The sequence below is a fragment of the bacterium genome, assembly GCA_031082185.1.
Classification (GTDB): Bacteria; Sysuimicrobiota; Sysuimicrobiia; order Sysuimicrobiales; family Humicultoraceae; genus VGFA01.
In genome coordinates this window covers 23,926-43,737 of the sequence record JAVHLI010000012.1, presented here as the reverse complement: position 1 = coordinate 43,737, position 19,812 = coordinate 23,926, and the positions used below count along the sequence as shown (strand labels likewise).

General features: G+C 66.8%; 19 protein-coding genes. 1 reads left to right on the top strand and 18 read right to left on the bottom strand.

What is annotated here, in order from left to right:
• Positions 1-2: 2 nt before the first annotated feature.
• The 6 genes from RDU83_11160 to RDU83_11135 are packed head-to-tail and all read right to left on the bottom strand — an operon-like array spanning position 3 to position 6,061.
• Complete coding sequence (locus tag RDU83_11160; GenBank protein ID MDQ7841568.1) at positions 3-815, bottom strand: BtpA/SgcQ family protein; 813 nt, start codon at positions 813-815, stop codon at positions 3-5.
• 2 nt (positions 816-817) lie between these two features.
• Complete coding sequence (locus tag RDU83_11155) at positions 818-1,573, bottom strand: DeoR/GlpR family DNA-binding transcription regulator (protein ID MDQ7841567.1); 756 nt, start codon at positions 1,571-1,573, stop codon at positions 818-820.
• 56 nt (positions 1,574-1,629) lie between these two features.
• The gene (locus RDU83_11150) at positions 1,630-2,925 is read right to left on the bottom strand and encodes a hypothetical protein (GenBank protein MDQ7841566.1); all 1,296 of its coding nucleotides are present in this window, start codon (positions 2,923-2,925) and stop codon (positions 1,630-1,632) included.
• 19 nt (positions 2,926-2,944) lie between these two features.
• Entirely contained in the window at positions 2,945-3,799 is an 855-nt protein-coding gene (gene panB, locus RDU83_11145; protein ID MDQ7841565.1) for a 3-methyl-2-oxobutanoate hydroxymethyltransferase, read from the bottom strand.
• Positions 3,800-3,838: 39 nt separating this feature from the next.
• Positions 3,839-5,506 (bottom strand): M1 family aminopeptidase, encoded by a 1,668-nt coding sequence (locus RDU83_11140; GenBank protein MDQ7841564.1) that lies wholly within the window; start codon positions 5,504-5,506, stop codon positions 3,839-3,841.
• A 3-nt stretch (positions 5,507-5,509) separates the two neighbouring features.
• Positions 5,510-6,061, bottom strand: coding sequence for a peptide deformylase (locus RDU83_11135; protein MDQ7841563.1), 552 nt, complete (start codon positions 6,059-6,061; stop codon positions 5,510-5,512).
• Between the two features lie 103 nt (positions 6,062-6,164).
• Here RDU83_11135 and lgt point away from each other — a divergent pair, with 103 nt between their 5' ends.
• Positions 6,165-6,908, top strand: a complete 744-nt coding sequence (gene lgt / locus RDU83_11130; protein ID MDQ7841562.1) for a prolipoprotein diacylglyceryl transferase — start codon at positions 6,165-6,167, stop codon at positions 6,906-6,908.
• Here lgt and RDU83_11125 read toward each other — a convergent pair.
• The 12 genes from RDU83_11125 to RDU83_11070 form a co-directional block, all read right to left on the bottom strand.
• Entirely contained in the window at positions 6,905-8,362 is a 1,458-nt protein-coding gene (locus RDU83_11125) for an NADH-quinone oxidoreductase subunit N (GenBank protein MDQ7841561.1), read from the bottom strand. The genes lgt and RDU83_11125 overlap by 4 nt on opposite strands.
• Positions 8,359-9,846 (bottom strand): NADH-quinone oxidoreductase subunit M, encoded by a 1,488-nt coding sequence (locus RDU83_11120; protein MDQ7841560.1) that lies wholly within the window; start codon positions 9,844-9,846, stop codon positions 8,359-8,361. The genes RDU83_11125 and RDU83_11120 overlap by 4 nt, the downstream gene beginning before the upstream one ends.
• A gap of 4 nt (positions 9,847-9,850) precedes the next feature.
• The gene (nuoL, locus tag RDU83_11115) at positions 9,851-11,761 is read right to left on the bottom strand and encodes an NADH-quinone oxidoreductase subunit L (GenBank protein ID MDQ7841559.1); all 1,911 of its coding nucleotides are present in this window, start codon (positions 11,759-11,761) and stop codon (positions 9,851-9,853) included.
• 3 nt (positions 11,762-11,764) lie between these two features.
• A complete protein-coding gene (gene nuoK / locus RDU83_11110) occupies positions 11,765-12,067 on the bottom strand; it encodes an NADH-quinone oxidoreductase subunit NuoK (GenBank protein MDQ7841558.1) in 303 nt (100 codons plus the stop codon).
• Positions 12,068-12,070: 3 nt separating this feature from the next.
• Entirely contained in the window at positions 12,071-12,583 is a 513-nt protein-coding gene (locus RDU83_11105) for an NADH-quinone oxidoreductase subunit J (GenBank protein ID MDQ7841557.1), read from the bottom strand.
• A gap of 7 nt (positions 12,584-12,590) precedes the next feature.
• Complete coding sequence (gene nuoI / locus RDU83_11100; protein MDQ7841556.1) at positions 12,591-13,064, bottom strand: NADH-quinone oxidoreductase subunit NuoI; 474 nt, start codon at positions 13,062-13,064, stop codon at positions 12,591-12,593.
• Positions 13,065-13,067: 3 nt separating this feature from the next.
• A complete protein-coding gene (nuoH, locus tag RDU83_11095; GenBank protein MDQ7841555.1) occupies positions 13,068-14,054 on the bottom strand; it encodes an NADH-quinone oxidoreductase subunit NuoH in 987 nt (328 codons plus the stop codon).
• Positions 14,051-16,351: an NADH-quinone oxidoreductase subunit NuoG gene (gene nuoG, locus RDU83_11090; GenBank protein MDQ7841554.1), complete on the bottom strand. Its 2,301-nt coding sequence runs from the start codon at positions 16,349-16,351 to the stop codon at positions 14,051-14,053. The genes nuoH and nuoG overlap by 4 nt, the downstream gene beginning before the upstream one ends.
• Complete coding sequence (gene nuoF / locus RDU83_11085) at positions 16,341-17,552, bottom strand: NADH-quinone oxidoreductase subunit NuoF (GenBank protein MDQ7841553.1); 1,212 nt, start codon at positions 17,550-17,552, stop codon at positions 16,341-16,343. Before nuoF ends, nuoG begins: the two co-directional genes overlap by 11 nt.
• A 78-nt stretch (positions 17,553-17,630) precedes the next feature.
• The gene (nuoE, locus tag RDU83_11080) at positions 17,631-18,092 is read right to left on the bottom strand and encodes an NADH-quinone oxidoreductase subunit NuoE (GenBank protein MDQ7841552.1); all 462 of its coding nucleotides are present in this window, start codon (positions 18,090-18,092) and stop codon (positions 17,631-17,633) included.
• Positions 18,089-19,267 carry an NADH-quinone oxidoreductase subunit D gene (locus tag RDU83_11075; GenBank protein MDQ7841551.1) on the bottom strand — a complete coding sequence of 393 codons (1,179 nt, stop codon included), beginning with the start codon at positions 19,265-19,267 and terminating at the stop codon, positions 18,089-18,091. The genes nuoE and RDU83_11075 overlap by 4 nt, the downstream gene beginning before the upstream one ends.
• A gap of 15 nt (positions 19,268-19,282) precedes the next feature.
• Positions 19,283-19,810, bottom strand: coding sequence for an NADH-quinone oxidoreductase subunit C (locus RDU83_11070; GenBank protein MDQ7841550.1), 528 nt, complete (start codon positions 19,808-19,810; stop codon positions 19,283-19,285).
• Positions 19,811-19,812 lie beyond the last annotated feature (2 nt).

The following is a 19,812-nucleotide window of genomic DNA, read 5'->3' as shown; positions in this document are numbered from 1 at the left end:
TCTCAGGAGAGGGCGCGCACCCCGCGCGCCAGTTCCATGAACTGCCTGGCCCGTTCGGGATCCACCGGGCTCCACGTGTCGCCGTTCACCTTGAGCGCGGTCCCTACCACGCAGCCGTCGGCCACCGCCAGGACATCGGCGACGTTATCGTGGCGAACGCCGGTGTTGGCCAGCACCGGCGTGGCCGGCAGCACGCGCTTGACCTCGCGCAGGTCTTCCAGGGGAGTCGCCTCGCCTGTGATCGGCCCGGAAACGAGAATCGCGTCCGCTACGCTGGAGAAGACCGCGCTGCGCGCCCGCTCGGCCACCGTCCGGCTGTCCAGGGGCGAGGCAAATTCCGCGGAGATATTGTAGAGCAGGAACAGGTCGCTTCGCCCAAGCCGGCGCCCGTAGCGCAGGGCCTCTGCGGCTCGGCCTTCCCAGATGCCCATGTCCGAGCCGTAAACGCCGGTGAAGATCTCCCTGGCGAACCGCGCGCCGGTGGCCACGGATAGGGCCAGGGTGCTGATGGGATCCCACAGCACGTCCACGCCGAACGGCACCCTGATCTCATCGCGGAGCCGTCCGATTGCATAGGCCATGGCCGCGGTTGAGGCGACATCCACGCGCAGTTCATAGGGCCGGTCGTTCTCGTTCCCGAACATCACCGCGTCCACACCCGCCGATTGGAGGGCGGCCAGATCCTGCCGGGCCTGGTCGATCAGCGCGCTCATCCCTCCCACATCATCGTACAGCGGGGTGCCGGGGAGCGCCTGGAAATGCACCATCGCGATTACGGGCTTGTGGGTCCCAAACAGATCGGCGAAACGCTCCATGGCTAGACGATCACCACCTTCCTGACTCGCTCACGGAGAACAGCCTCGCGGGGACCGATACCCCTGTCCGTCACCACGGCACTCAACTCGTCGAGCCGGCACACTTGGGCCAGCGCCTTGCGCCCGAACTTGCTGTGGTCCGCCAGCAGGATCACTTCCCTCGCCGCGCGGATGGCCAGTCGCTTCACCGCCGCCTCGTCCACGGCGCTGTTGGTGACCTCGTCGTCGTCCACGGCATCCGCGCCCAGGAAGAAGAGATCCCCGTGGAGTCCCCGCATGGTGTCTTCGGCCCACGGGCCAACCAGACTGTACAACCCATTGCGCACGCGCCCGCCGACCAGCAGGACCTCTGTCTGCCCGGCGGCGGCGGCCTGTGCCGCGGGCAGGTCGAGCGCGATCACGGTGATGCGCCGGCCCGCGAGCTGGCGGGCGAGCGCCAGAGCGGTGGAGCCGGAGTCGAGAATGATGGTTGAGCCGGGGGAAACCAATCGCGCCGCGCCCTTGGCGATCCGCTCCTTCTCCTCGCGCATCAGGGCGGACTTCACCGAGAAGGGCGGCTCGACCGCTGTGCCCAGCGCCCTGGGGAGGGCGCCGCCGTGGGTTCGTTCTATGAGGTCCTGCTCGGCAAGATCGTTGAGATCCCGCCTTATGGTGGCGACGGACACACCTATGGTCTGCTGCAGGTCCGAGGTGCGCAGACTCCCATGGGCCTCCAGCAACTGGAGGATGTGCTGACGCCGCTCAGCGGGGAGATCCATATTGATTGATCGTGATTGATAGTAAGCGAAAGTGATCGAGAAGTCAACGGGATCGGCTACCTACGGCCCACCTCCGGAGTATTCCCCCGGTGGAGGTTGCGGGCCGCCACGAACGCCAGCCCTTGCTCGGTCAGCGCCCGCGCCGTCTCGTTGAGCGCGGCGTGCTTGTCCAGGTAGTTGCGCTCCAGAAGCGCCATTTGACCGCTCGATTCCACCTCGGCCTTCTCCCGGAAGTAATCCAGAACATCCGAAGGGTGCTCGCGGGTCTGTTCCACCTCTGGATCGCCGCCCTCGTGCTTGGCGGAGATGTTGGCGACGCGCCCGGCGATCTCGATCAGCTCTCCCCTCCGGTTGTAGGGCTGGCGCACGATGCTCTTCCATGTCTCGGTGATGTGGTGCTCGAACCGCACCACGGTCTCGAAGTCCAGCGCGCGGCGCATGTCGGCGCACAGCTCGATCGTCTGGTTGTTCACCGAGTTGCTGAAGTTGAAGCCGATCAGGGGGCTGGTGCCGTCGGGACGCGAAAACAGCTTGGCGCCGATCAGCGTCCAGAGGACCGCGTAGGGGTTGTCGTTGCCCATAAACACCGAGATCTTGAACTCGATGTTCACCCCCAGCTTGTACAGCAGGTACCCCAGCAGCACCGTACCCGGGTTGATGTTGAGCACCTGGGAGGTGCCGTAGTTGGTGTAGTAGTACAGAAACTCGTCCACCCATTTGAGGGCGTGGGCGTTGGGCTGGCCGATGCCCCCGAAGTAGCCGGTGATGGTCTCCGGCCCGCCCAGGTGCACGTTGGAGCCGTCCGTGCCCTTGGTATCGAGCGTTTCCACGTAGCTGGCACCTATGATCTGCATAGCCGCGGCCACGGCAAGCATGTCGCCGTCGTCGGCCTCCGACTCCTTCATCCTGCGCACGCGGATAAACCGCGCCGGCATCAACTCGCCGCCGGCGATGGCCTGCCTGGCCTCAGTGATCAGCCAAGGGAAGTACTGCAGCGCGCTGATCTCCAGCGTGACGGCAAACTTCTCGGCGAAGACCCTCTTGTCCGCGTTCGGGCCCAGAATCCGGCGGCGGTAATCCGCGACGCCTATGAAAGCGCCACGATCGCGCTGCTCGGTCAGCCAGCGCAGGTCGTCCAGGTACGGTGACCGCACCGCCTCCAGCCGCGCCATCAGAGCGGGCAGAGCGCGGGCCGACTCAGCTTTGCGGTTGATCTCCTCAGGAGTCCCATAGGGACGCATCACTTCGAGCAGGGCGTTCACGACCCGGTTTCCGGGATCGAGCAGCAGCGCGTTTATGGCGTCTAGGTTGGCTTCTGAGATGCCGAGCCTGCTCCGGAGTTCCTCGGTCATGGCGCACCGCCACCTCTCGTCATTCTCCCAGGCTTCGCTTCAATTCAGCCATCTGCTCGTCGTCAATTCCAAACCCGTGTTCCGGCTGCGGGAACTGGCGGCCTGTCACCTCGGTCACGTACTGCTTGAGGCCATTCAGGATGACCTCCCCGGCGTTGCCGTATACCTTGGCCATCCTGGGCTTGAAGCGTGGGTACAGGCCGAACATGTCGTGGAAGATCAGGAGCTGGCCGTGGGCCGCCAGCCCGGAGCCGAGACTGATGATGGGGATGCTCGACCGCTCGGTGATCAGCGCGCACACCCGGTCGGGCACCATCTCCAGCAGGATGCTGAAGGCCCCGGTCTCCTCGAGCGCCCTGGCGTCGTCAACGATCTTCCTGGCGTGCGCCGCGTCTTTGCCCTGTACCCTGAAGCCGCCAAGCGCCGACACGCTCTGGGGTGTGAGCCCCAGGTGCCCCATGACAGGGATGCCTGCCCTGGTGATGCCCGCCATCCGGTCGGCCATCTCAGCTCCGCCTTCCAGCTTCACGGCGTCGCACCCGGTCTCGGCCATGAACCGGCCCGCGTTGCGGATCGCGCTCTCCACGGACGGCTGGTAGGACATGTACGGCATGTCGCCGATCAGCCAGCTGTTTGGCGTGCCGCGCCGTACTCCCTGAGTGTGCCGCATCATGTCGTCCATCGTCACGGGCAGGGTACCGGCGTAGCCGAGCATGGTCATCCCCAGGCTGTCTCCCACCAGGACGATGTCCACACCGGCCTTTTCGACCAGGTCGGCCATGGCGTAGTCGTAGCAGGTGATCATCGTGATCGGGACGCCGTCGGCCATCTTCCTCATCAGCGACGGCAGCGTAACCTTCTTGCGATCGGTCATCTCTTACTCCTCTCGGCCCGGGGTGAACCGGGGCCGCTGTTATCGGATTTCGAACCTGTCGTTCTTATAGTTCGACTGGATCAGCCATTTACCTGGATCAACCTCGACCTCCTTGATCGTAGCCGGGGTCGTAACCGCCACCGCGATCTCGCCGCCCCCGGGCACCTCGACGCGGCGCACCACCCGGCCTTCACCGGTGCCAAACGCCACCTCCACAGGCATCGTGCCGGTGCCCGTGTTGCGGATCGTCGCGGTGGTTCGGAACTCACCCTCATCCGTCCGGGTCGTGGAGGCAGAGGCCACAACGTAGTCGGGCAGTACGACCTGGGAAATCCACTGGTCGAAGAACCATTCGAGCTTCGCTCCGGAGATCTCCTCCGCCACCTCCCGGAACTCGTCCACGCGCGCCGCCCGCCCTCGGGTCCGCTGGAAGAAGGCCGCCAGCGAGCGCCGGAACGCATAGTCCCCTATCACGAACCGCAGCATGTGGAGCACCAGGCTCCCCTTGGAGTAGATCACGCGGCGCGAAGCGCGCGGCCCGTAGTTGGCGAACGTGAACGATGCGATTGACCTGTCCTCTGGCTTGCCGGCGATCACGGCGTAGTCGTCCCTCTCCTCCTGCAGCTCACGGGCAAACGCCTCCGGCCCCATCACGGCCTCTACGGCCATAAGAGCCAGGTACTCGGCGAACCCCTCCGACAGCCAGACGAACCCCACCCCCTTGGGCACGGTCCGGCTGGGCACGTAGGAGTGGGCGGCCTCGTGTGCCATCAGGAGGAAGAGCCACGAGTCACGGTTGAGCGCGCCGGGCATCGTGCCGCTGAAAGCACGGTCGTCAATCAGCAGCAGCGCAGGGTACCCTATGCCCCCGCCGACCACGATCAGCGAGACCACCTTCAGCTCGGCATACGGAAACGGGTACAGCAGCCGGCCGAAGAACTCCACGGCCTGCCCGGTGAAGCCGGCCAGCTTGTCGAGGTTGCGCTCCTCGCCCGGGATCACGTAGATCTGCATCCGCACGCCGCCGGCGGTCCGGTCCACCCGCCGGTGCCGCCTGCCTCCGGCCAGCGCGACCCACGGCACCTCGACCTCGGAGTCCCACCGCACCACGTTCCCCTCTGCGGAGACCTGCCGGCCCGTGGACACGGCCGCAAAACCCGTCGGAGCGGTGACCTGGACGCTCACCCGGCCCATGTTGGTGGAGTAATCGCCGAACGGGCTGACCAGAACCGGGTACAGGGCGTTGGTGTGCAGCAGCACAAACTCGTTGTAAAGAAAGAGAGGCTGTCCGTCGTACTCGATGGTCACGGTCTGGCGCGCCTTGGGAGACAGCGCCGGGTCAAAGGTTAGAAGCAGTTGTGAACCCGTCCGTGTGAAGGCAACCCTGGCGCCCTCGGCCTGTACCGAACGCACGGTCAGCACAGACGACAGGTCCATCCTGACCCGAGAGACCGGCTGTTCAGCCGTGATCTCCAGGGCGACCCGGGCGGTCCCGCGCAGTGTGCCCCGGCTCAGGAAACGCAGATCGCCTCCCACCATCTCCAGACTCAGGTCAACCGGCGTGATCGAAACAGCGACCTCGAACCCGCGGGCAACCACGTCCTCTAGGACGATCTGGCCGACCGCCGGCAGAGAAGACGGCCAACCGACCAACAAGACTGCCAGTACCAAAATCACCGCCTTGCGGGCACGCGCCAGGATCCCCATGTCCTAGCCCCCTATGGCGTAGTCTACCTGCGCGCGAAACAGGTCCGGGGAGGCCTCGAACGCCGCACGGCTGATGATCGAGTCGCGATCTATGGCCAGGTCAATGGCTAGAACGCCGTTCAGGTGGTCAATCTCGTGCTGCAGCAGCTCCGAGGTGGGCTGGTCGAGCCGGACCCATTCGCGTTCCTGCCCCTGCTCATCGGTGTAGCGGACCGAGATGGACAGATGACGCCGCACCCGGACCAGGAGGTAGGGAAAGCACATGCAGTCGTCCCACATGGTAAAGGTCTGCGCGCTGGCCCAGGTGATCTCGGGGTTTGCGATGACGAACGGCCCCTGCCCCAGGTTCAGGGCGATGAAGCGCCGGGCAACGCCGATTTGAGGCGCCGCTATCCCCCGCCCGAACCCGTGCCGCGCGCGGAATGCCTCAAGCGTCTCCACCAGGCGCCGGGCGTCCAGTGCGAACGATGGGTCGGTCAGGTCACCGACGCGGGCGGAGACGAGCCTGAGCCTGGGATCGCCCAACGGCAGCACATCCGGCAGCACGTCCAGCATCCCATCCCTCCGCGCTTCGCGGGTTCCTCCTCAGGCTGCCGAAACCCTGCATGGTCCCGGCGCCTTGAGCGCTCCAGGACTCGATGCTACACTGACACCGCCCATGGACCCGGTGCTCATTCAGATCGGCCCCCTGGCGATCCGGTGGTACGGCGTGATGCTGGCCGCCACGATTGCCGTCAGCATTTTCGTTGCCTACCGCGTTGGACCGCGGTTCGGAGTCTCCGCCCCGGTCCTGGATCAAACAATCGTGACCTTCGTCATCGTGGCCCTGGCCGGCGCACGCCTGGGGTATGTGCTCTCCCATCCGGCGGGATTCCGCAACCTCGTGGAGATCATCCGCCTGGACCACGGAGGGCTGACCTCGCACGGCGCGATCGTCGCGGGCCTGCTCTACCTCGCCTGGGCGGCGCGTCGCCACGGCATCTCGGTATGGTCCCTGGCCGACACCTTCGGCTGGGCGATCCCGATCGGTAACATCCTGGTGCGGTTCGGCAACTTCGCCAACGGCGAGCTCTACGGCGATCCCACGACCCTTCCCTGGGGCGTGCGGTTCCCCACAGCGCCCGACCTGCCGCGGCATCCACTTCAGATCTACGAGATGATCTTCGCCGCGGTCATCTTGCTGGCCGTCCGGAAGATCGCCTTGAACCGGCGGTTCGAAGGGCAGGTGTTCTGGACGATTGTGGTGGTTACTTCGATCGGCCGGCTCTTCCTGGATGCGCTGCGCAGCGATGTGAGGGCTGTGGGATTCCTTACCCTGGGACAGATCCCGGCCGTGCTGTTGATCGCCTGGGGAGCGTGGGTGTTGGTGCGGGGCGGTGCCAGGGCGAAGCGGGCAGCCTAGAGCCTGGAGAGCAGCGCGCCCACCTGTTGCGCAAATGAGGTAACCGCCCCCGGCAGAACGCCAGCATAGACAACGGCGGCGGCGGTGATGAGCAGCACAACGTTCACCAACGGGCTTGCGTGCAGGCGCACACCGCTGGGGGGGTCGACCTCGCCAGCGTACATCACGTAGGCCACGCGCATGTAGTAGTACACCGAGACGACGCTGGTCAGCACCCCGATCAAAGCCAGCGCCAGGCCCGCCACACTGCCGGTCTCGACCGCCGCGGCGAAGATGCCCAGCTTTGCCACGAAGCCGCCTGTCGGCGGAAGCCCTGCCAGCGAGATCAGAAACAGCGCCCCGGCCGCGGCCAGCAGAGGCGCGCGGCCTGCCAATCCCGCGTAGTCCTCGATCCGGTCGGCCTCTCCCCCGCCGCGCTCCAGCGCCACGGCCACCGCAAAGGCGCCGGTGCCCATCGCCGCGTAGATCGCCAGGTAGGTCATCACCGCCGACGCCGCGGCCGGCGTCGCGGTCGCCACGCCCACCAGCAGGTAGCCGGCGTGGGCGATGCTCGAGTACGCCAGCATCCGCTTGTAGCTGGACTGCGCCAGCGCGGCCAGATTGCCGACGATCATGGTCAGCGCGGCCAGCACTCCGAGCACCAAGGTCCACTGGTCGGCCAGTGCGCCCAGCGCCAGCGGAAACACCCGCAGCAGCGCTACGAACGCGCCGATCTTGGCGATGACCGACATGAACGCAACCGCGGGAAGCGGCGCGCCCTCGTATACGTCGGGCGCCCAGGCGTGGAACGGCACCAGCGCGGCCTTGAACCCCAGGCCTATGGTCAGCAGCCCCACACCGGCCGCGGCAGAGATGCCCGCGGGCTGCTGCGCAAGCGCGGAGGCGAGGTCGGGGAGACGGGTCGTGCCGGTCTCGCCGTAGAGCAGCGCGATTCCGTACAGGAAGAACGCACTGGCAAACGCGCCGAGCAGGAAGTACTTCATGCCGGCTTCCTGGGACCGGGCGTTGCCGCGCGCCCAGGCCGCCAGCACGTAGAGCGGGATGGAGAGCGTCTCCAACGCCAGGAACAGCATCAGCAGATCGCGGCTGGCCGCCATCAGCATCGCGCCGGCGCCTGCGGTCAGGACCAGCACGTAGTACTCTCCGCGGTTCAGGTTGTACCGCCGGAGGTACTCAGGGGCGACGAGCACGCCGAGCCCGGTCGCCGCCAGCGCCACGACCTGGCCGACGCGCGTGAGGGCATCGCGCACGTACATCCCGGCAAACGAGACCCCATCTGCTGCCCCGGCCGCGACCCAGGCCGCGGCGAGCACACCTACCAGGCTTGCCGCCACCAGGTATCCTCGGCGCTCCGGCGCCAGCCACAGATCCGCCATCAGCACCAGGAGCGCGACGCCCAGCACGATCATCTCGGGCAGGATGAGGGTCAGGTCCACAACCGGAGGGGAAATCATCGCTGCACCCTCACGACACGGTTGAGCCGCTCAAGCGCTGCCTGAACCGCGGCCTCCGACCGGTCCAGCAGCGGCTTGGGATAGACGCCGATGGCGAAGATGAGGGCGATCAGCGGCACAAACACCAGCACCTCCCGCCGGGTGAGCTCCACGAGCCGCTCGGGATGCTTCGCCACCAGCGGCCCGTGCATCACCTGCTGGTAGGCCCACAGCAGGTAGACCGCGGACAGGATCACCCCACCTACACCCAGCGCGGCCCACCAGGTCGAGGTTCGGAAGGCGCCGAGCAGTATCAGGAACTCGCCCACGAAGCCGTTGGTCCCGGGCAGCGCAGCCGAGGAGAGCAACACGATCGTAAAGATCGCGGCAAACCTGGGCATGCGCGCGGCCACGCCGCCGTAGTCGGCGATCTCGCGCGAGTGCGTCCGGTCGTATAGCACGCCCACGATGAGGAACAGTGCGCCGGTGCTGACGCCGTGGTTGACCATCTGGATGAGCGCGCCCTGGAATCCCTGCTCGTTCATCGCCGCAATCCCCAGCATCACGAACCCCAGGTGGCTGACGCTGCTGAACGCGATCAGGCGCTTCAGGTCGGTCTGCGCCCACGAGACCGCGGCGCCGTAGAGGATCCCGACTATCGCCAGAGCGGCCAGCAGGGGCGCCGACGCCACCAGGGCATCGGGGAACAGCGCCGGCCCAAACCGCATGAACCCGTAGGTTCCCATCTTCAATAGAATAGCGGCCAGGATCACGCTGCCCGCGGTCGGCGCCTCGGTGTGCGCGTCTGGAAGCCAGGTGTGCAGCGGCCAGATCGGCACCTTCACGGCGAAGGCCAGGGCGAAAGCGGCAAACAGCCATCCCTGCGTGCGGACGGGCAGCACCATCGTGGCCAGGCGCTCTATGTCGAAAGTGCGCTCCCACAGGAGCACGGCTCCCAGCACGTGCGTCGCGATAATCGCGATCAACATCAGCACGCTGGCCGCCATCGTGTACAGGAAGAACTTGATCGCGGCGTAGCGGCGGTTGGGCCCGCCCCAGAGCGCGATGAGGAACGCCATGGGGATGAGGACCGCTTCCCAGAATACGTAGAAGAGGATGAGGTCGAGACTCAGGAAAGTGCCGAGCACCGCGGTCTCCAGACCCAGGATCGCCATCGTGAATGCCTTGACACGATCGGCAATCGCCGCCCACGAGCTGAGCAGCGCGATCGGGAAGATCACGGCGGTCAGGCCGACCAGCAGCAGCGAGATCCCGTCCACTCCCACGCGGTAGCTGATCCCGAGCGCCGGCACCCACGGCGCCTGCTCCACCATCTGCATCGCGCCGGAGGACGCGTCAAACGCCTGGAACACCCTCGCCGCGGCCAGCAACACCAGGAGGCTCACGCCCAGCCCGGCCCAGCGCACGGCCCCCTCCCGCCCGCGCGGCAGCAGCGCGATACCCAGCGCGCCGGCCAGCGGAAGGAAGATCAGCATCGTCAGCATCACGCTACCTCAGGATCCAATACCCAACGATCAACACCGCGCCGATCAGCACGCTGAGCGCGTACTGCCGGGCGTAGCCGGTCTGCAGCCGGCGGGATGCGGCTCCCAGCGCCGCGAACAGACGGCCCACCCCGTTCACCGCCGCGTCAATCACTCCAAGATCCACCGGGCCGGCCATCCAGCGGCCCGTCGCGTGGCCGGGGGCGACGATGCTCCGGTCGTAGAGCGCGTCAACGTACCAGCGCTGCTCCAGCAGCGTGCCCATCGCCCCCAGGTGGGGATCGCGCCGGTTCCTGTGGACGATCCAGCCGGTCAGCACGCCCGCAAACGCCACCGCAACCGATACGCCCATCAAGATCGCGGCCGGGGGGTGCGGCGCCGCCGCGCCCTCTACCTCCGCGGCGCCGAGCAGGGGTGCCAGGAAGCGCAGGAGCGGCTCGCCGGCGGCATGCGCACCCAACGCCCCGCCGGCCACCGACAGAACCGCCAGGAGCGCCATCGGCCACAGCATGACCGGCGGGGATTCGTGGGGATGGGCGCCCGCCTCGGCGGGTGCGCCAAAGAAGGTAAGCGCCACCGCCCGCGTGATGTAGACCGCGGTCACGAAAGCGGTCAGCAGGCCCAGCGCATAGGGAATGTAGTTGCCGCTGGCCATGCCCAGCGCGAAGGCGTGCTCCAGGATCAGGTCCTTGCTGAAGAAGCCGGCGAACGGCGGGATCCCGGCCAGCGCCAGGCCGCCGATGATAAAGCCGGCCGCGGTCCAACGCACCGTCCGGGCCAGTCCGCCCAGACGCCGCATGTCAATCACGTCGTGCATCGCGTGCATCACGCTGCCGGCGGAGAGGAACAGCAGCGCCTTGAAGAACGCGTGTGTCACCAGGTGGAAGATGCCTATCGCCGGCGCGAGCGCGCCCATCGCCACGAACATGTAGCCGAGCTGGCTGATCGTGGAGTAGGCCAGCACCCGCTTGAGGTCGTGCTGCCGCAGCGCCACCGTTGCGGCGTAGAACGCCGTGAGGGCGCCGATGATGGCGATCACCGCCAGGGCATTCGGCGACGACAGGAACAACGTATCCAGGCGGGCGACCAGGAACACCCCCGCGGTCACCATGGTGGCGGCGTGGATCAGGGCCGAGACAGGGGTCGGCCCTTCCATGGCGTCGGGCAGCCAGACGTGCAGCGGGAGCTGCGCCGACTTGCCGGTGGCCCCTGCGAACAACAGCAGAGCGGCTGCCAGCCTCAGGCCGTCCGGCAACTCGCCCACGCGGTTGCGGATCTCCGGGATGTCCAGCGTGCCCAGCGCGGTGAAGAGCAGGAACAGCCCCAGCAGGAACGCAGCGTCGCCGATCCGGTTGACCACGAACGCCTTGCGCCCCGCCGCCGCCGCGGCCGGCCGCGCGAACCAGAACCCGATCAGCAGGTAGGAGCACACCCCCACCAGCTCCCAGCCCACGAACAGCACCAGCAGGTTGCCGGCCATAACCAGCAGTAGCATGGCAAAGATGAACAGGTTCAGGTAGGCGAAATACCGCGAAACGTCTGGGTCGTGCGCCATGTAGCCGATCGAGTAGACGTGGATAAGGAACCCGACACCGGAAACGACCAGCGCCATGGTCAGCGACAGGGCATCCACCTGCAGGCTGGCCTGGACCCACAGGTCGCCCGCGCCCAGCCAGGTGAACAGCGGCACAATCACCGACAGCGCCGTCTGCGATGCTCCCTCTGCCGCGGATGCAGCCTGTGCCGCCGAGGCCTGCACGTAGGCCGCCAGCGCCAGCGCCGCGGTGGCGAAGCTCGCCCCGACCGTCGCGCACGCCACCAGCCCCGAGACGGTGCGGGAGAACCGGCGGCCCGCCAGCCCGTTGACGAGCCAGCCCAGCAGCGGCCACACCAGAATCAAGGGCACGAAGCTCATCGGCTAACCCCGCAGCAGATCCACGTCGTCAATGTCCACGGTGGACCGCGACCGGAAGATCTCCACGATAAGCGCCAGCCCCACGACGACCTCCACCGCCGCGACCACCAGCACGAAGAACACGATCACCTGCCCGTCAATACCAAGGTGCTGCCTGGCAAACGCAATGAAGGCCAGGTTCACCGAGTTCAGCATCAGCTCGATGGACATGAACACGATCAGGGCGTTGCGGCGGACCAGCACCCCCACGACGCCAATGGTGAATAGCACCGCGCTGAGCGCCAGGTAGGCCGAGGTCGGTACCACGGGCTACCGCCCTCCTCTTCCGGCGGGCGGCCCTCGTTTGACCACGACCACCGCGGCGACGATGCCCACCATCAGGATCACCGACGCCATCTCGAACGGCAGCAGGTACGTCACGAACAGAGCTTCGCCCACCTGCTGAGCCGTGCCGAACCCCTCGGGTGCAGGCGCCAACGGTCTCGCCGCCGCCAGGCTGCCGGCAAGCAGGGCCGCCAGGAACAACGCCGCGAAGACCGCCGCCGCGCCGCGCTGGCGCGGCAACTTCTCAACCGGGCCCTCGCCCGACCTGGCGTGCAGCAACATGATCACGAAGAGGAACAACACCACGATCGCGCCGGCGTAGATGATCACCTGGAGTACGGCGATGAACTGCGCGGCCAGCAGCAGGTAGTTGACCGCCATCGCGGCCAGGACCACCAGAAGCGCGATCGCGCTGTGCACGGGCTGGCGCGCGGTGATCACGGCCACCCCTCCGGCGACGGCCGTCGCTGCGGCCGGGACGAAGATGACCCACTCCATCTGCCCGCTACACCTCCCGCCCCGGATCGCGGCCCGAGGCTCCGGGGTAGGGCTCGGTCAGCATCGGCTTCGTGTAGATCAGCGAGGCGCGCGAGTAGCCGGCCAGCTCGTAGTCCTGCCCCAGCACGATGGAGCCGGTGGGACAGGCCTCCTCGCAGAAGCCGCAGAAGATGCACCGCAGCATGTTGATCTGGAACTGGTCGGCGTGGCGCTCGCCCTTGCTGATCTGGCGTTCGGGCGTGTTCTCCGCGGCCCTCACGTAGATCGCCTGGGACGGGCAGACTATCACGCAGAGCTCGCACCCCACACAGCGCTCAACGCCGTCGGCATAGAGCGTCAACCAGTGCCGCCCCTTGAACCGCGGCGCGACCCGAGTCTTGACCTCCGGGTACAGAATGGTCACCGGAGGCCGGAACAGGTACCGGCCGGTAATCAGGAGGCCCCGCAGGAGCGCGATGGACTGCCTGAACAGGCCCGGCACCGACTACCCTCCCACCAGCGCTACGATCACGGCCGTGGCGACGACGTTCAGCAGGCCGAGCGGGACCAGTACCTTCCAACCGAAGGCCATCAACTGATCGTGGCGAACCCGCGGCATCGTTGCCCGAATCCAGATGAACAGGCACACGAATGCGAAGGTCTTGATCGCCACCCATAGGGGGCCGGGCAGCAGCGGCCCGTGCCACCCACCGAGGAACAGCGTGGTGACAAGCAGACTCATCGTGATGACGCCGACGTACTCGCCGGCGTAGAACATCGCGAACTTGAAGCCGCCGTATTCCGTGTGGAACCCGGCGATCAGTTCCTGCTCTGCCTCGGGCAGGTCGAACGGCGCGCGATTCGTTTCGGCGAGCGCGCCTATGAAGAAGATCAGGAACCCCACCGGCTGGAAAGCCACGAACCAGAGCCGCTGCTGCGCGTTCACGATGTCCACCAGACTGAGCGATCCCGCGGTCAAGACCACGGAAACCACGGCCAGCCCGATGGCCAGCTCGTAGCTGATCAACTGGGCGCCCGACCGGAGACAGCCCAGCAGCGCATACTTGTTGTTGGACGACCAGCCGCCCAGGATTACGCCGTACACGCCGATGGACGAGGCGCCGAGCACCAGCAGGATGCCCACATTGACGTCGGCGACGTAGAGCGGCACCGTGGTTCCGAAGAAGCGGATATCCGGCCCGATGGGGATCACGGCGTAGACGAACAGCGCGGCGACCATCGAGATGGTGGGTGCGAGCCAGTAGACGAACCGGTCGGCGGCCGCCGGCACAAAGTTCTCCTTGAAGATCAGCTTGATCCCGTCGGCAATGGGCTGGAACAGCCCGAACGGGCCGACCCGGTTGGGGCCGTGGCGCAGCTGGAAGCGGGCGAGCAGCCGCCTCTCCAGCAGGGTCGCGTACGCAAATCCGGCCAGCACCGTTGCCAGGATAAGGACGCTCTTGATCGCGGCAACTAGAACGACCGAGATCACGGCGTCTCCCCTTCTGGCGGCGCCACCGGCCGTATCTCAACGCCGGTCGGCGCAGGAGACCAGCGCACCATCGTGTGCACCGGGGCGCCGTCGTAGCCGCGGTACACCAGGACCTGACCTGGGAGCGTGACACCGCTCACGCGGGCCTGCACGACCACCGAAGCGTGCTCGGTAACAAGCTCTACCAGGCCGAGGTCTTTCACGTCGGCTCGGGCCGCATCGGTAGGGTGGATCAAACAGTGAGCAGTGCCGGCTAGGTCGTTCAGGCCACGGCACCGACCGGTCATGCTTCCCTGGGTGAAGAGGCGGTCGGCGACCACCAGGATGAGTGACGGCGAGGCGCCTCCCCCGGCCGCGGCCGGTTCGAGCGCGGCCGGCGAGATCCGCGCGGCCGTGCGGTGGCCGCGCACCACGCCCATCCTTGCGCCCAGCAGATCGAAGATCTCCCCGTCGGCGCGGGCCTGCCCCGGGCCTTTCACCGCCGCCCGCAACGCCAGGGTCCTGCCTTCCAGGTTGGTCACCGTGCCGTCCTTCTCAGGCAGCACCAGTACCGGCAGCACAACGTCGGCCGACTGGGCCGTCTCCGATAGGAACGCTTCGTGCACCACCAGGAACCCGACCCCACGGCGTGCCGAATCCCATGCTGCGCCGTCGGTCACCGCCGTGGCAGGATCGCTTCCTGCCACGTAGAGGAGATCGAACGCGCCCGCGGCTGCTCCCCGGAGAATCCCGGGCGCGTCCATCCCTCCCTCTCCGGGCATGAGGCCGAACCGCTGCGCTCCGAAGTCGTTGCCCCGCCCGCGCGCAATGTGCAGCGTGCCGCTTACCCGCCGGGCCAAGCCGTCCGCCGATCGTAGTAGATCCCTTCCATCAGGCCCGTCCAGCACCAGCCTTCCCAGCAGCACGTGGACGCGCTCGCCGGACGCGATCGTCGCGGCCGCCGCTGCCAGATCACCGCTCTCCGCGCCCGCTCCCAGCGCTGCTACCAGCGGGGCGAGCCGATCGTGGCGGTCGAGAAGCTCGCACCGCGCATGGCGCCGGATCTCAATCCGCTTGGCATGAACGATCACCAGCCGCGCGCCCCGGTCAATGGCCGCCTTGATCCGCAGCCACATCACCGGATACTCCTCGGTGATGTCGCATCCCACCAGCACAAACACGTCGCCCCGGCCCAGATCGTCGAGTGATGTGCGCAGCCCCCAACTCACTCCCAGGCTTGCGCCGTCAGGCGAGACGTCCACGCGGTGATCGAGGTGGGGCGTACCCACCACGTCGCGGAAGAACCCTGCGGCGGCAGCGGCGTCCTCGTTGGACAACCGCCTGCCGCCGAGGAACGCCACCCGGCCCGGCCCTCGCTCGCGTGAGACGCGCAGCCGCTCGGCCACCAGGCCGAGCGCCTCGTCCCAGGAAGCCTCCCGCAGACGGCCCTCCCGCCGCACGAGCGGGGTGGTCAAACGATCTCCCGCGGCAACGTAGCCGTGCCCGAAGAACCCCAGGTCGCACAACCAGACGTCGTTGATCTCCGGTTCCTCGCGCGCCCGCGTGCGGAGGATCTCACCACCGCGCACGTCCATCCAGACCGAGCAGCCAACCCCGCAGTGGGTGCACGTGGAGGCAACCGGCTGAACGTCCCAGGGCCTGGCCCTGAACCGGTAGGTCCGGCTGGTCAAAGCACCCACCGGACAGATCGCGATGGTGTTGCCGATGAACTTGGACTCCACCGGGAGGGCCCGCGGCGTACCGACCTCGCTGGTGAAGCCGCGCTCGAAGCCCTTGAGCGCGTCGTCGCCGGCGATGATCTCACCGAACCGCACGCACCGCCAGCACAGGATGCACCGCTCGCGATCCAAAACCAACAACGGGCCCAGCGATATCGGTTTGGCGTAGTCGCGCTTGGCCTCTATGAACCTGCTGCGGCCCGGGCCGTACCGATACGCCTGATCCTGGAGCGGGCACTCACCGCCCTTATCGCAGATCGGGCAATCAAGGGGGTGGTTAATCAGCAGGAACTCCAGGATGCTCTCCTGGGCCGCCCTGACCGCCGGGCTGGTTGTGCTGACCACCATGCCCTCGGATGCCTCCAGCGTGCAGGCGGTCTGCAGCTTGGGCATCTTCTGCACCTCTACCAGGCACATGCGACACGCGCCCAGCGGCGGCATACGGTCGTGATAGCAGAAGATGGGGATGTCTATCCCCGCCGAGCGGGCCGCCTGATAGACGGTGGTGCCCTTGGGCGCCATTACTGCCCGACCGTCAATCACCAGCGTTACCGTCGCGCGCCGAGCTTCAACGGCCATCGGGCGTCCCCACAGCGATGCGGCGCTCGTACTCGTCCCGAAACAGGCGCAGCGACGCCACCAGGCCGGGCGGCACGCTCTCTCCCAGCGGACAGAAGCAGGTACCGGTCATCCCCTTCGCTACGCTCTCAAGCAGAGCCAGATCCTCAATACGGCCGCGGCCGTGTAGGATACGCTCGAAGATCTGCGCGATCCAGACGGTCCCCTCCCGACACGGAGTGCACTTGCCGCACGACTCGTCGCGATAGAACTCCACCGCGCGCGCCATAACCTCGACCATGTCGGCGGAATCGTCAATCACGATCACCGCGGCCGAGCCTAGCATGGTGCCGGCCTGGCGCAGGCTCTCGTGGTCCATCCTCACGTCCAATTCCGTCTCGGTCAAAAAGACCGATGAAGAGCCCCCTGGGAACGCCGCCTTGAATCGCCTTCCGGGGCGCAGGCCTCCGGCGTGCTCGAAGATGAGCGACCGCAGCGTAACGCCGAGCGGCGCCTCGTACACCCCGGGACGAACAACCATCCCGCTCACCGAGAACAACGCCGGTGGGCCCAACTCCCTATATCGCTCCGGTCCCAGGCCGAGGATCACTGGTACGTGACAGAGCGTCTCGACGTTCTGGACCAGTGTTGGCTTCCCATAGAGACCGGCCAGGGCCGGAAACGGCGGGCGCTGCCTGGGAAACGCGCGTCGGCCCTCCAGCGATTCCAGCAGTGCCGTCTCCTCCCCGGCTATGTAGGCGCCCGCGCCCGAGTGCACTACAATCTCAACGGAGTGATCGCTCCCGAAGATTCGTTCTCCCACGAATCCCGCCTCACGGGCCTGTGCGATCGCGGATTCAAGCAACCGGCGGCCCCGATAGAACTCCCGGCGCAGGTAGATGTACACCTTGCGCGCGCCGATGGTCACCGCGGCGATCAGGATGCCCTCCACGAGCAGGTGCGGGCACCCCTCGATCAGGGTCCGGTCCTTGAAGGTCCCTGGTTCGCCCTCGTCACCGTTCACCACGATGTACTTCAGTGGGGCCTCTAGTGGGATGAACTTCCATTTCTGCATCTGCGCGGTTGGGAATCCGGCACCGCCCTTTCCACGCAGCCCAGAGGCGGCGACCATATCGATGACCTGTTCGGGGGTCAGCTCCGTGGCCGCGCGGCGCGCAGCGTTGTAGCCGCCGGCGGCGCGGTATTGCTCGATCTGCGCCATGCCCTCGGTCCGGACCCACCGGAGCAGTACCGATTCAGGCACGACCGCTTCCGTCGCCATCTCCTCCGCCCCTGCCCCCTACCGGTACCGATCCAGCATCGTCTCGAGGTCCTCCGGCGATACCGCGGCCCACCGATCCTCGTCCACGAGCACCGCCGGAGCTTCCTCGCACGCTGCCAGGCATTCCGCCGTGCGCAGTGAAAACCGCCCGTCCGGCGTGGTCTCGCCCGGACGAATGCCCATTACCTCCTGCAGGCGGCTCAACACACGCTGGCACCCGTTGAGCATGCATGACAGGTTGGTGCACACGTGCACCACGTGCCTGCCCACGGGCTCGAGGTAGAACAGGCCGTAGAACGATGCGACCGAGGTTACCTCCGTCACCGGGAGTTCCAGCGCCTCGGCCACCGACTCCAGAGCCGCCGGGCTCAGGTATCCGGCCTCCTGCTGTGCTACGAAGAGCGCGGGAAGAAGGGCGGACCGGCGGTGCTCGTAGAGGCCCGCCAGGCGGCGAATCTCCTCCAGCGCGGCTTCCTTCACCGGTCCACGTCTCCCAGCACGACGTCAAGACTCGCGATCGCCACGACCACGTCCGCTATGAACCCCCTGTACACCATTGCCGGCAGCGCCTGCAGGTTGTTGAACGTTGCCGCCCGGACCCTCACCCTGGCGGGCCGGTTGCTCCCGTCGCTGACCAGGTAATAGCCCTTCTCTCCCCGAGGGGACTCCACCGCCGCGTACACCTCGCCCACCGGGGGATGCAACCCTTCGCTGACCAGCTTGAACTGGTGGATGACCGCCTCCATGCTGCGGACGAGCTCGCCGCGGGGCGGCAGCGCGACCTTGCGGTCGTCCACCAATACAGGACCGCCGGGAAGTCGATCGAGCGCCTGCAGGATGATCCGGCGGCTCTGCCGCATCTCCTCCAGCCGGACAATGTAACGGTCGAAGGCATCACCGTTCCTGCCCAGCGGCACATCAAACTCGAACTGTTCGTACCCGCCGTACGGAAACGCCTTGCGCACATCGTAGTTCACGCCCGAGCCGCGCAGTATCGGCCCGGTGCAGCCGTAGGCCAGCGCGGTCTGCGGGGTGAGCACCGCCACCCCCTCGAGGCGCCTGCGCCAGATCAGGTTGTCGGTCAGCAGCGAGTCGTACTCGTCCAACCGGGTGGTCAGGCCCTCGGCAAACTGCCTGACGCGCGCCTCGAACCCCTCGGGCAGATCCTGATGGAGTCCGCCTAAGCGAAAGTACCCGTGCATCATGCGCTGGCCGGAGACCATCTCCAAGATGTCAAGGATCCCCTCGCGATCTTGGAGGCAATACATGAAGCCGCTGGTCACGTTGACGTCAATGGCGCTGGATCCCAACCACATCAGGTGGCTGGCGATACGGGACAGCTCCGCCAGGATTACCCTTGCGACCTGCGCCCGGGGAGGCGGCGTGACATCCAGAAGCTTCTCAACCGCAGTGACGTAAGCCATTTCCTCGATGAAGGTTGCCAGGTACTCAATGCGGGCGGGGAAGACGATGTTCTGGTGATAAGTGCGGTTCTCCATCTCCTTCTCGAACCCGGTGTGGAGGTACCCGATGATCGGCTTTGTGCCGACGATCACCTCGCCCTCGAGTTCGAGGAGCAGCCGCAGCACCCCGTGGGTGGCCGGGTGCTGGGGGCCCATGTTGATCATCTGGGTTTCGGTTTGCGGCTCGGGCATCGTGCGCTCGCAGTCCTAGCGCCGCGGCGGCGACTTTGGAATGATGGTGCTGGGCACCTTCGGCGTGTGGCCGTAAAACTGCACCGGTTCCTCGGTAAGAGGGAAGTCCTTGCGGAGAGGATGGCCCTCCCATTCGTCGGGCATCAGGATGCGCGTTAGGTCCGGGTGACCTTCGAACCGGATGCCGAACATGTCGTACACCTCACGCTCCAGCCAGTTTGCTCCCGGCCACAGGCCGGTCACGCTGGCGATCACCGGCGCCTCGCCCGGCAGGCGAGCCTTGACCCGCAGGCGCACCGGCGGCGCGTACCCGGTCAGCAGGTACACCACCTCGAAGCGCGGTTCGGAGGGGAACCGGTCAATCGCGGTGAGGTCCGTAAGAACAGGAGTCCAACCCGGAGCATCGCGCAGTACTCGGAGCGCCTCAGAGACCCGCGCCTCCGGGACGACAAAGGTCACCTCGCCACGGAACTCAACGACCTCGAGCTCGAGTTCGGGAAGCCTTTCCCGGAGCAGCGCGACGAGCGCCCCTGCGCTGCTCAACG

Excerpts from the sequence above, each read along its gene's own strand:
- RDU83_11160 (MDQ7841568.1), bottom strand. The coding sequence starts at position 815 with ATGGAGCGTTTCGCCGATCTGTTTGGGACCCACAAGCCCGTAATCGCG.
- RDU83_11155 (MDQ7841567.1), bottom strand. The coding sequence starts at position 1,573 with ATGGATCTCCCCGCTGAGCGGCGTCAGCACATCCTCCAGTTGCTGGAG.
- RDU83_11150 (MDQ7841566.1), bottom strand. The coding sequence starts at position 2,925 with ATGACCGAGGAACTCCGGAGCAGGCTCGGCATCTCAGAAGCCAACCTA.
- panB (MDQ7841565.1), bottom strand. The coding sequence starts at position 3,799 with ATGACCGATCGCAAGAAGGTTACGCTGCCGTCGCTGATGAGGAAGATG.
- RDU83_11140 (MDQ7841564.1), bottom strand. The coding sequence starts at position 5,506 with ATGGGGATCCTGGCGCGTGCCCGCAAGGCGGTGATTTTGGTACTGGCA.
- RDU83_11135 (MDQ7841563.1), bottom strand. The coding sequence starts at position 6,061 with ATGCTGGACGTGCTGCCGGATGTGCTGCCGTTGGGCGATCCCAGGCTC.
- lgt (MDQ7841562.1), top strand. The coding sequence starts at position 6,165 with ATGGACCCGGTGCTCATTCAGATCGGCCCCCTGGCGATCCGGTGGTAC.
- RDU83_11125 (MDQ7841561.1), bottom strand. The coding sequence starts at position 8,362 with ATGATTTCCCCTCCGGTTGTGGACCTGACCCTCATCCTGCCCGAGATG.
- RDU83_11120 (MDQ7841560.1), bottom strand. The coding sequence starts at position 9,846 with ATGCTGACGATGCTGATCTTCCTTCCGCTGGCCGGCGCGCTGGGTATC.
- nuoL (MDQ7841559.1), bottom strand. The coding sequence starts at position 11,761 with ATGAGCTTCGTGCCCTTGATTCTGGTGTGGCCGCTGCTGGGCTGGCTC.
- RDU83_11105 (MDQ7841557.1), bottom strand. The coding sequence starts at position 12,583 with ATGGAGTGGGTCATCTTCGTCCCGGCCGCAGCGACGGCCGTCGCCGGA.
- nuoG (MDQ7841554.1), bottom strand. The coding sequence starts at position 16,351 with ATGGCCGTTGAAGCTCGGCGCGCGACGGTAACGCTGGTGATTGACGGT.
- nuoF (MDQ7841553.1), bottom strand. The coding sequence starts at position 17,552 with ATGGCGCAGATCGAGCAATACCGCGCCGCCGGCGGCTACAACGCTGCG.
- RDU83_11075 (MDQ7841551.1), bottom strand. The coding sequence starts at position 19,267 with ATGCCCGAGCCGCAAACCGAAACCCAGATGATCAACATGGGCCCCCAG.